This is a genomic window from Capnocytophaga sp., assembly GCF_030532915.1.
In the GTDB taxonomy this organism is placed as follows: domain Bacteria; phylum Bacteroidota; class Bacteroidia; order Flavobacteriales; family Flavobacteriaceae; genus Capnocytophaga.
The window spans coordinates 1-9,171 of the sequence record NZ_JAUNKD010000059.1 but is presented as its reverse complement, the minus strand read 5'-3'; the positions used below and the strand labels follow the sequence as shown (position 1 = coordinate 9,171).

15 protein-coding genes are annotated in these 9,171 nt (G+C 35.7%); all 15 read left to right on the top strand.

All coding sequences use genetic code 11. The annotated features are described in order from the left end of the window. On the top strand, positions 1 to 411 hold a 411-nt coding region (locus Q4D72_RS11680; protein ID WP_303078090.1), incomplete at its 5' end, for an NAD(P)H-dependent oxidoreductase. Positions 412 to 498: 87 nt separating this feature from the next. After that, positions 499 to 975 carry a DinB family protein gene (locus Q4D72_RS11675; RefSeq protein ID WP_041991850.1) on the top strand — a complete coding sequence of 159 codons (477 nt, stop codon included), beginning with the start codon at positions 499 to 501 and terminating at the stop codon, positions 973 to 975. A gap of 26 nt (positions 976 to 1,001) precedes the next feature. Further along, the gene (locus tag Q4D72_RS11670) at positions 1,002 to 1,535 is read left to right on the top strand and encodes a DUF1697 domain-containing protein (protein ID WP_303078085.1); all 534 of its coding nucleotides are present in this window, start codon (positions 1,002 to 1,004) and stop codon (positions 1,533 to 1,535) included. 157 nt (positions 1,536 to 1,692) lie between these two features. After that, complete coding sequence (locus Q4D72_RS11665; protein ID WP_303078083.1) at positions 1,693 to 2,202, top strand: hypothetical protein; 510 nt, start codon at positions 1,693 to 1,695, stop codon at positions 2,200 to 2,202. 273 nt (positions 2,203 to 2,475) lie between these two features. After that, positions 2,476 to 3,102: a DUF4304 domain-containing protein gene (locus Q4D72_RS11660; RefSeq protein ID WP_303078082.1), complete on the top strand. Its 627-nt coding sequence runs from the start codon at positions 2,476 to 2,478 to the stop codon at positions 3,100 to 3,102. A gap of 41 nt (positions 3,103 to 3,143) precedes the next feature. After that, positions 3,144 to 3,893, top strand: a complete 750-nt coding sequence (locus Q4D72_RS11655; protein ID WP_303078080.1) for a hypothetical protein — start codon at positions 3,144 to 3,146, stop codon at positions 3,891 to 3,893. A gap of 90 nt (positions 3,894 to 3,983) precedes the next feature. Next, positions 3,984 to 4,247: a hypothetical protein gene (locus Q4D72_RS11650; protein ID WP_303078078.1), complete on the top strand. Its 264-nt coding sequence runs from the start codon at positions 3,984 to 3,986 to the stop codon at positions 4,245 to 4,247. Between the two features lie 145 nt (positions 4,248 to 4,392). Next, positions 4,393 to 4,701, top strand: a complete 309-nt coding sequence (locus Q4D72_RS11645; protein ID WP_303078077.1) for a hypothetical protein — start codon at positions 4,393 to 4,395, stop codon at positions 4,699 to 4,701. Positions 4,702 to 4,872: 171 nt separating this feature from the next. Further along, positions 4,873 to 5,331, top strand: coding sequence for an SUKH-3 domain-containing protein (locus Q4D72_RS11640; RefSeq protein WP_303078075.1), 459 nt, complete (start codon positions 4,873 to 4,875; stop codon positions 5,329 to 5,331). A 9-nt stretch (positions 5,332 to 5,340) separates the two neighbouring features. Next, positions 5,341 to 5,466: a hypothetical protein gene (locus tag Q4D72_RS11635; protein ID WP_303078073.1), complete on the top strand. Its 126-nt coding sequence runs from the start codon at positions 5,341 to 5,343 to the stop codon at positions 5,464 to 5,466. After that, positions 5,444 to 6,376: a hypothetical protein gene (locus Q4D72_RS11630; RefSeq protein WP_303078071.1), complete on the top strand. Its 933-nt coding sequence runs from the start codon at positions 5,444 to 5,446 to the stop codon at positions 6,374 to 6,376. Before Q4D72_RS11635 ends, Q4D72_RS11630 begins: the two co-directional genes overlap by 23 nt. Positions 6,377 to 6,662: 286 nt before the next feature. Next, the gene (locus Q4D72_RS11625; protein WP_303078069.1) at positions 6,663 to 7,331 is read left to right on the top strand and encodes an SMI1/KNR4 family protein; all 669 of its coding nucleotides are present in this window, start codon (positions 6,663 to 6,665) and stop codon (positions 7,329 to 7,331) included. Further along, positions 7,331 to 7,870, top strand: coding sequence for an Imm42 family immunity protein (locus Q4D72_RS11620; protein WP_303078067.1), 540 nt, complete (start codon positions 7,331 to 7,333; stop codon positions 7,868 to 7,870). The genes Q4D72_RS11625 and Q4D72_RS11620 overlap by 1 nt, the downstream gene beginning before the upstream one ends. Before the next feature lie 32 nt (positions 7,871 to 7,902). After that, on the top strand, positions 7,903 to 8,175 hold the full coding sequence (locus tag Q4D72_RS11615; protein ID WP_303078065.1) for a hypothetical protein: 273 nt from the start codon (positions 7,903 to 7,905) through the stop codon (positions 8,173 to 8,175). After that, positions 8,172 to 8,816, top strand: coding sequence for a hypothetical protein (locus Q4D72_RS11610; RefSeq protein WP_303078063.1), 645 nt, complete (start codon positions 8,172 to 8,174; stop codon positions 8,814 to 8,816). The genes Q4D72_RS11615 and Q4D72_RS11610 overlap by 4 nt, the downstream gene beginning before the upstream one ends. Positions 8,817 to 9,171 lie beyond the last annotated feature (355 nt).

The following is a 9,171-nucleotide window of genomic DNA, read 5'->3' as shown; positions in this document are numbered from 1 at the left end:
AAAATCGATGTTCAAAAAGAACAAAACTTAGTTGAAACTCACGGAAATTTAGTTTTGCAATTCCCTGTGTATTGGTTTAATTGCCCACCTTTACTCAAACAATGGCTTGATGAAGTTTTTACTTATGGCTGGGGTTATGGCTCTCGGGCACAAGCACTTGTCAATCGAAAAATAGCCTTGGCTGTTTCTACGGGAATTAATAAAGAAGAATATAGCCATGGTGGAAAACAAAAATATACCATAGAAGAAACCTTGCGTCCGTTTGAAATGACAATGGATTATGTAAAAGCAGATTATCAGTCTCTTTTTGTTTTTTATGGAATTGATTCTAATGAAGGTTATAGTCCAGAGGCTTTAAAAAGAGTTGCTCAAAGTGCAAAAGATTATGTCGCTTTCTTAGAGAAAATGTAAAAAAAATCGAGCGTATGAGCGAATTATTAGATAGAAAATAAAACAATGAGATAAAATACTGATTTTTAAATTTATAAAAAAATAAAAATGCAAAATTTCATTATTACATCAGACGAATGGTTTGTTGAGTGGGAAGAAAATCGTCGATTGACTCGAAAAGTCATTGAGGCTTTTCCAGAAAAAGAATTATTCAGTTATTCCATCGGTGGAATGCGAACTTTTGCTGAGTTGGTTGGTGAGCTTATCCAATTGGCAGTGGAGGGAACACAACAATTAGCTGAAAATAAACCTTTCCCGCTTGATAGAAATAAACGAGATTTCGGAAAAACCAAAGCAGAATTATTAAACTCTTGGGACAAAGCAACTGAACAAATTGCTGAAAATTGGAAAAAAATTCCACAAGAAATGTTTCGTCAGAGAATTAACATTTATGGGAAATTAGATTTTATGGGCTGGAAAGATTTGTTATACTTTTACGAAAACGAAATTCATCACCGCGGACAAGGTTATGTATATTTGCGTTCGTTGGGGATTGAACCTCCTTCATTTGTTGATAGAAGTTAATTGAATTTGAAATTGAAATAAAACCAATGAACACCTACATCGTCCTTTTGCGTGGCGTAATGCCCAGCGGAAAAAATAAAATTCCAAGTATGGCGTTTCTAAAAGAAATTTTGGAAGACGCTGGATTTGAATCGGTTAAAACCTATATCCAAAGCGGAAACATCGTTTTGCGAAGCGAACTTGCCCCTGCACAGATTAGCCAAAAGGTGCGTGAACTGATTGAAGAAAAAATCGGAGCAGAACTCTCCGTGATTGTCAAAACGCCCCGTGAAATTCGGCAGGTTTTAAACGAAAATCCCTTTACCGAAAACCACGATAGTAAACGTGTTTTCTTCACCCTTTTTAATGATGAGTTACCGCAACCCTTGGCTACCGAGCTACAAAAACAGGACTTCGGCGAGGAAAAATTTGCCTTTACCGATAGGGCGATGTATCTGTATATCCCAACCGATGCCAGTCGCAGTAAACTCAGTAACAATTTTTTAGAAAAGAAACTGAAAATCACCGCCACCACACGCAATTTTAATACATTGAGTAAGTTGGTGGCAATGGCGATGTAGGGAAGGGATATATCGCTTCCGCCAAAAATATAAACGAGCGAAATAAAACGGAAAAAAATATTTTGCCCCTACAATCAACAAAAATCATTAATTTTGTAAAATAATTTTAAAACACCCAGAGTTCCCTCTCCTTCGGAGAGGGTTAGGGGGAGGAACTATGAAAATATACAGTATTACAAGCAATTACAGCGATTTTAGTGAGCGTACAGGGATTCGTGGCGATTTTGCCGAGCTACTTTGGAACGGTTTCATTTTGCACAGCCGAGCCAAAAATCACACGGCGGTGGAGCGTTTCGGAGCTGATGTACCGCCCATTTACAGCAATGCACGGCACATTATTGTAACCGATGCCATCAAAGAGCAATTGAGTCAGAGCAACTTACAAGGTTTTGATTTTCAGGAAGTAGAAAAACAAAAAATCATCAAAGGCGATTGGCTCAATTTTGACGAAAGTTTTTTTGAAAAATACCAAAGCCCCACTTACGACCCCATCGAAAAAGGAAAACATTCAGCCCCAACTGCCGAGCAAATGCCTACTTTGTGGCGTTTATGTCCGAAGCAATCCATTGATTTTAAAAAGGTTGGAGACGGAAAATTTACTTTTTCTATCGATGAGCCGTCCGATTTTTACATTGCCACTGGTGACCGCCTGGGCGTGTTTATTTAGCAACAAGCCAAAACGCAGTTTGAGGCGTGGCAATTGCCCCTGCATTACACCGAAATCCAATCGGAATAAGAGTTTTAAAGTATTGTTTTACAATTGTTTTTGTTTCACAGCGAATTGCGTGAGGACAATCCGAGCGTAGGGGCTAATTGCAATTAGCCCTTACAACGAGCCGTAACCAACTTTGGCAAAGTTTTAAAACTTTGCCAAAGTGCATAAACCTAAAAAATAAAACGGAAAAAAATGTATCTTTGTGCCAAATCCCAAAGATCAAAAATGCCCCAAAAAACCCACACCCAAGCCACTTTTGATAACGCCCTAAAAGCCATTTTTGCGGTGCTTAAACCTTTGGGGTTTAGGAAGAAGGGTGCGAATTTTTATCGCCCTGCCGAGCCTGTGTCGTGGGTGGTCAATGTGCAAAAAAGCCAAAGCAGTGAGCGGTTTTGTTGTCAATTTACGCTGAATTTGGGTGTGTTTGAACCTAAATTTTGGTTGCAATTTTATGATTATCAGCATAAAAACACCTTGCCTGATTTTCCCAGCGAAGCCGAATGCCTTATCCGAATGCGGATAAATAAACTACTGAATCACAATCAATTATGGCACGAAATCAACGAACAAACCGACCCCAATCGGCTGATTGCCCACTTGCAAAACGAAGCGTTGTCCGGTGCCTTAACTTTTTTTGAGCGTTTTAGCAGCCTTGAAAAAATCGCTTGGGCGTTGCAAAATGATGATTCCCTGAATGTTACGCCTGTGGGAAAACTCATTTTTTACGGCGAACATCAGTGGCAGGACAAGGCACAAACCGAATATCAAAATTTGCTAAAAACTGCCAATCCGTTGTTTTTGAGCAATTTACGGCGTTATGCGACAAAATACGGACTTAACACCAGCGACTAACAAAATCAATTCATTTTCAATAACTTATAAATTTAAACAATATGTATTTTCAAGAAGAAATTAAAGAGCTAAACGACAATTTACAGGCTTTTCCAAAGTCGGAAAATATTTTTGTGGAAAATCAGGCGTGGCTTGGTGAGCATTTTTTACCGCTGATTTCCATTAATTTGGCAGAGTTACGCCCCGAATGGCAAGGGCAGACGCTGCATTTGTTGTGTCCTATCGAGCCGTACGAGGGCTATATCGGCGATGAAACGAAAGACTTTCACAACGAATTTACCGCTCCCAATTGGCTGGCGTTTCGCTTGACGGACGATAATCGCTACGAATTTTTGGGCAAGGAGGGCTATTTTTTGCGAAGTCCGTTGCATTCAAAAAATTGGGACGAAGACGACAAAAATTATTTTCAAGAAATGTTCGATACTTACGCCCAAAGCAAGGCACAGGTCGCCAAAGATGGCTTTTTGATTTTCCCCGGCAGTAAGCCTTTTAGAGGTAAGCCCAACATTACCAACTTTTTAGACAAGCTGGGCGGTGAAATATGGCACGGCAACTGGACGACGACGCAAGTTCCATCGGCGTTTAAAATGACCTTGCCACCTGCCGGAACTTCGTGGGAGGAGCTGGACAAAATGCCCAATAACGGCATCGAAATTTCCTACAAGGGCAATCCGTTTTTTATGATTGGCGAGGTGGCAGGGTACAACTATTGCGGTGGCGGTGCTGATGCCATCATTTTGCTGTACGAACCCGTGAGCCGTATCGTGCTTTTTACTTTTGAATTTTCGTAAAGTCGAGAGCCTCGACAGGCAATTTATTGTCAATCAGATAAATAGTGCAATAAATTGTATATCTATCACACTAAAAAACCAAATCATTTTATGATGGATTTGATAAGGAAAATCGAAATTGTTTTGGCTTATTTTGAAAAATCAAACTCAAAAATGGGTATGACCATTTATCAGAAATACAGCCAGTTGAAGAAAGAACTGGAAGCCGAGCATTTGGATTCAAACCCCATAAAAGGCTCAGTCAGAGCTTATTTGGACGCTTTTAATGATTGGGACAATCCTATTTTGGCAGTTATGGATGATTTGGAAAAAGAAATCGCAATGATTTCAAAATCAACCCATAAAGCCGAATAAATTTGTGATTTTGATGTTGGGATATTATCTAACAAATCAAATGTTGTTTTAAAACTTTTTTCTTTTAGGCGAATGTGGGATAATTTTTCTTTTTATCGTATTTTTGCTCGGTATTACAAATTGAGTTGTTTTTGAGATTTTGTAAATGAATTTAATAGAGACTTATAACTATATAGAGAAATTACCTGTTATCATTGATTTTGATGAGGAAATTTTTTTAATTAAGAAAATATTTGAAGTCTCTGATGATGAAATTAGGGAGAATAAAATAATATTTATTGATATTATTAAAAAAATTGAACTATCTCATATTGATAATGGCATTTTTTTTGTCGATGAAAATAATTATCCATTATTTAAAGAATTTTCTATCTGGTTGGATTGTAAAAATCAAACAACCAATGTGGGTATACCAATTCCTATTATTGAAAGTTTTTTAGCAAAAATTTATTAAAATAATATCAATATTATGAATGGGCTTGGGGTTAGATATACCCATCATTATACACCACAGTTTATTAATACTGTTGAAATCAAAGAAAATGAGCTTCAACCTTTAAGGTTTTAAGGACAATACTTACTATAAATTCTTCTGTTGAAAACAAAAAATGTGTAGATTAAAATTATGGCAAGATTTACTAAAAAAACTTATGAAAAATTAACAAATGCTGGCTGGTATCATAACAGAAGAGTATCCATAGATGATACTTTAATTAAACTCAGTGAAATCAACTATGAAGTTAATGAGACAATCAAGGATTTTTTGATAGAATTTGATGGTATAAATTTAGAATATTCTAATGGTGTTCAGCATTTTGATTTTGAGACAAGATATACAATTTATAATATAGAAAATTTTAATTTAGTAAATAATTTGATTGGTTCTCATTGTTTGAAAGTAGGTGCTTTCTGCAATAATGACCTAATAACCGCTATTTCAGAAAATGGAGAAATGTTTGCATTAATGCTTGGTAATTACAAAGCAGGAGGCTATCGAGCTTTTAAGATAGGAGAGTACATAGATGAAGGTATTGAATTTATTTGTCATTATGGATTAAATCCTTACAAGCATTTTGATTTGTAAAATCATATAATGATACCACAACAACCATTTAGGCGCACCATCATCACTTACACCTACGACAGCCACAACAATGTCATTTTAGATAGTAATCATATAAAGGAAAGTGGAAAAAATGCACAACAATATAATCCCTAATATCGTTTTAGATTTTTGTAAGGTTTATCTAAATCCAAGAAATAAAATAGATAATTTTAACTATAAACCTTGGGTTTTTAATAAAAATTATGAATATTTTTCACAAAATGAAGATTTTTACGATAGGGTAAAAATCGATTGGGGTCTTTGCTTCAAACTGAATAACAAAATACTATCGCCATCAGAAATAAAAGAAATCGTTTTTAATGAATTGAATGGCGATATTGATGATGATATTTATAACATCATATTATCAATGTTGGTCATTTTTTATCTGCCGTATAATGGATTTTATGATAAAAATAATTTCATTCATCGAAAATTTACTTCTTTTATTCAATTGTCATTTAGTAGCAATGATGTAAAAATCAATAATTTATACAGAGATATTTATATTAAAAATATTTTCTATAATTCTTTTTTTGTTGATGGATTGAAATTTTTAAAATTCAAAAATGGCACATTATATTTCAAAGGAAATGCTTTAAGGGAGTTGTTTAGTAGCTTAACAAACAAAAAATCAACATTCGTTTCTCAAAACACAATAGAATATTGCCTATTATTGATAGACTTTTTAGAAAATGGTACGCCAAATAACAGCATTATCAACGGTATAGACGATATATTTTTGCAAAACTGCCATTATAGTTTTTTTGATAAGAAAAATAGAAAGTCCAATTTTTATAAAAAAGCGGTCATTTTGCTTGATAGAATGTATTCATACCCAAGTACAAATATTGGCGATTTATCTAATAAAATGTTTGCTTTAAATTTTATTATTTTTAATAAAGAATATCAATTTTATATAGATAAATATATGAACAAAAACAATCTTGACAAAATAAATAATGACATCGCTTATTTAAAAAAGAATTATTTAAGCAACAGGCATATAGCTAACCTATTTTAAATTGTCGTTATTTTCAAGAGTGAGCCTCCGACCTTGGAGACCAAGTCCGCACTGCGGAGTATGTGAATATCCGTTCCGCCATCGTAAGGGCTTATGCAATAAGCCCCTACTGTTCCCTATGTGGTTCAAAAGGTAAGGGCAAAAAATATTTTGCCCCTACAATGAACCGAAAAAAATAAAAATCGCGTGTCGAGGCTCTCGACAAAAAATATTATTTTTGTAACATAATCAAAAACGCCCAAAATTCCCTCTCCTTGGGAGAGGGGGCTGGGGGGAGAGGAAAAATATGAAACATCAAATCAAGCGTATTTTACAAAAAATGTCCGTTTTGGGCATTACGCCGAACGCCACGCTGTCAATGGACGAAATTTCGGAGTTTGAAAACAAGATAAACCTCAAATTACCGGAGAGTTATGTTTTGTTTTTGAGCGAAATTCAAGCCGAAAGCCAATCGCACCGATTGCACCAAAAAGCTCCGTATTACGGATTTTATGCTTTGGATGATGCCCTGAAAATGAATGAAGAATGGGAAGTCTCTCTCAATGAGCCATTTGCCTACACTGCCGATTTTGAGTTTAGTGATGTAATTGATTTTCAGGAAGATGAAGATTTTGAAGAGCGAATGCAAACCGACAGCCATTTTGCCGATTTGGTGCATCGATACGCCAATACCGGCAATTTGAATGGCACTCTGCCTATTTGCGAGTATGGCTGTGGCGATTTCTTTCGGTTGGTGGTCAATGGTTCGCAAAAAGGCACGATTTGGGCAGATTGTGGCATTATCAATTTCACTGGCTATTACGCTCTGAATGTGGATGTTATGACTTTTTATGAAAATTGGCTCGACAGGCAAATCCATCTGAAAAAACACCCTGCCGACAAAGCCCACTTTCTAAACGCCGAATATCCTTTTTTGGAATTTGGTAATAATCTGAAATACAAATCATTAAAGTAATGCTATTTGGTCAAAAAGAACAATTCGCCATTGAGGCAACATTGAGTCAGAATGGGGCGTATGTTTTCATCAATTATTGCTTTTGGGTGAAATCGCAAAAAATAGGCGATGATGAGCAAACCGCCTTATTAAAACCTGTTAATACTCTGATAAACAATGTTTTAAAAGGAAAAGGCAAACGAAAAATCAATGCCGATTTACCTGCATTCAACGACGCAACGGACAGCCTCATTCAAGTCCTTTGGGAAACGAGCGATACAACGCAAAATCAATGGCTTACGGATAAATCACGCGAAGAATTGCTGATTTTTGACATCGGCTCTCATCACGATGAATGTTTGCAGGGATTTTTTGTTTTTTTGATTGAAAAAACAGGTTACGACTTGATTTTGTGTAAGATAGAAGCCGAAAATCGTTATGTACATCTTCAAATTCCTGCCGGTAATGTTTATAAATGTTTTGCCGATTTTTCAGCTTGGATAGCCGATGCTACGCTCTTGGTGTTGCGGTCGTTTTTTGATGAAAATATGAAAAAATAACCTTAAAATTCATTGATTATCAACCAATTAAAATGATAGATTTAATTTATACCCGAAGCGAAAAACTATTTCTTGCCAAACAAACCGCCGATTATACTTTTTGGCAAACGCAATTAACTGATTATCTGACTCATATTCATTTTTCGAGCATCGCAGATTGTGCCGATTTTTTACAAACGGAATACGGCTTGTCTGTCGCCTCCGCCTCGCAATTGATTAGCACCGTTTTTGAAAGTAAAAACGCTTATTTTGAATTGATTTTTGATGATACGAAGTTGATAATTAAGGAAATAGAAAAGATATGACTACAAACGACCACAACAAAATCATCAAGCAAATTGCAAAACCGATTTTTAAACCGCACAATATCAAGCAAAAAGGACAATCACGCATTTGGATTTTTGATGGCGGTTGGTATTTGATTTTAATTGAATTTCAGCCTTTTAGTGGAAGACAAGGCACAACGCTGAATGTGGGCGTACATTTTAATTGGTACGAACAGGATTATTTTTCGTTTGATATAGGGTCTCATCAAGATGTTGATTTTGTGGAGTTTAACAATGTGGCGCAATTTTCTGTGGAAGTGGAAAAATTATGTCAGTTGGCTTTGCAAAAAACGCTTTTTTATCAAGAAAATTTAAGTCCTTTAAGCAAGGCTAAACAACTGATAATCAATTATAATTTTACCAGTGAAAGCATTTGGGGCAGTTATCATAAGGGCGTAATTTCGGGCTTAATGGGTGATTTTGAGCAATTACATCATTATTTTGAACGCTTATTGTCAGCACTCAACACAAATGTTGCTTGGCAATTGACTCTAAAACAAGCAGTTGAATCGTTGATACAACAAACCAATTCCCAAGAGGATTTTGAGAAAACCATCGCTAAAATCGTTCAATCCAGCCGAAAATTAAAAAAATTGCCTGATTTTCCAACCGAAAAATAAATTTTTCCGACAAAAAAATACAACCTTTGACACTGAAAATCAGAATAATAAAAAGCGAAGGCAACCGCAACGAACCACCACAACTTTGCCAAAGTTTTAAAACTTTGGCAAAGATAAAATAATCGTGTGTCAGTAGGGAAGAGATATATCTCTTCCGCCACAATTTGTCCAAACAACAATAAAAAACATAAACGGCAAAGGTCGAGAGCCTCGACAGACAATTATTTTTTGTTTTACGAGAACGAACCGTGTAAGGGCAAATTGCAATTTGCCCCTACAATGAACCGAAAAAAAATCGTGTGTCGAGACTCTCGACAAAAATTATTAATTTTGTAAAATAATTAAAAAAACGCCC

Bases quoted from the DNA above. Each gene is read 5' to 3' on its own strand.
- Q4D72_RS11655 (WP_303078080.1), top strand. From the start codon at position 3,144: ATGTATTTTCAAGAAGAAATTAAAGAGCTAAACGACAATTTACAGGCT.
- Q4D72_RS11625 (WP_303078069.1), top strand. From the start codon at position 6,663: ATGAAACATCAAATCAAGCGTATTTTACAAAAAATGTCCGTTTTGGGC.
- Q4D72_RS11650 (WP_303078078.1), top strand. From the start codon at position 3,984: ATGATGGATTTGATAAGGAAAATCGAAATTGTTTTGGCTTATTTTGAA.
- Q4D72_RS11670 (WP_303078085.1), top strand. From the start codon at position 1,002: ATGAACACCTACATCGTCCTTTTGCGTGGCGTAATGCCCAGCGGAAAA.
- Q4D72_RS11645 (WP_303078077.1), top strand. From the start codon at position 4,393: ATGAATTTAATAGAGACTTATAACTATATAGAGAAATTACCTGTTATC.
- Q4D72_RS11675 (WP_041991850.1), top strand. From the start codon at position 499: ATGCAAAATTTCATTATTACATCAGACGAATGGTTTGTTGAGTGGGAA.
- Q4D72_RS11630 (WP_303078071.1), top strand. From the start codon at position 5,444: ATGCACAACAATATAATCCCTAATATCGTTTTAGATTTTTGTAAGGTT.
- Q4D72_RS11615 (WP_303078065.1), top strand. From the start codon at position 7,903: ATGATAGATTTAATTTATACCCGAAGCGAAAAACTATTTCTTGCCAAA.
- Q4D72_RS11665 (WP_303078083.1), top strand. From the start codon at position 1,693: ATGAAAATATACAGTATTACAAGCAATTACAGCGATTTTAGTGAGCGT.
- Q4D72_RS11620 (WP_303078067.1), top strand. From the start codon at position 7,331: ATGCTATTTGGTCAAAAAGAACAATTCGCCATTGAGGCAACATTGAGT.
- Q4D72_RS11635 (WP_303078073.1), top strand. From the start codon at position 5,341: ATGATACCACAACAACCATTTAGGCGCACCATCATCACTTACACCTAC.
- Q4D72_RS11640 (WP_303078075.1), top strand. From the start codon at position 4,873: ATGGCAAGATTTACTAAAAAAACTTATGAAAAATTAACAAATGCTGGC.
- Q4D72_RS11610 (WP_303078063.1), top strand. From the start codon at position 8,172: ATGACTACAAACGACCACAACAAAATCATCAAGCAAATTGCAAAACCG.
- Q4D72_RS11660 (WP_303078082.1), top strand. From the start codon at position 2,476: ATGCCCCAAAAAACCCACACCCAAGCCACTTTTGATAACGCCCTAAAA.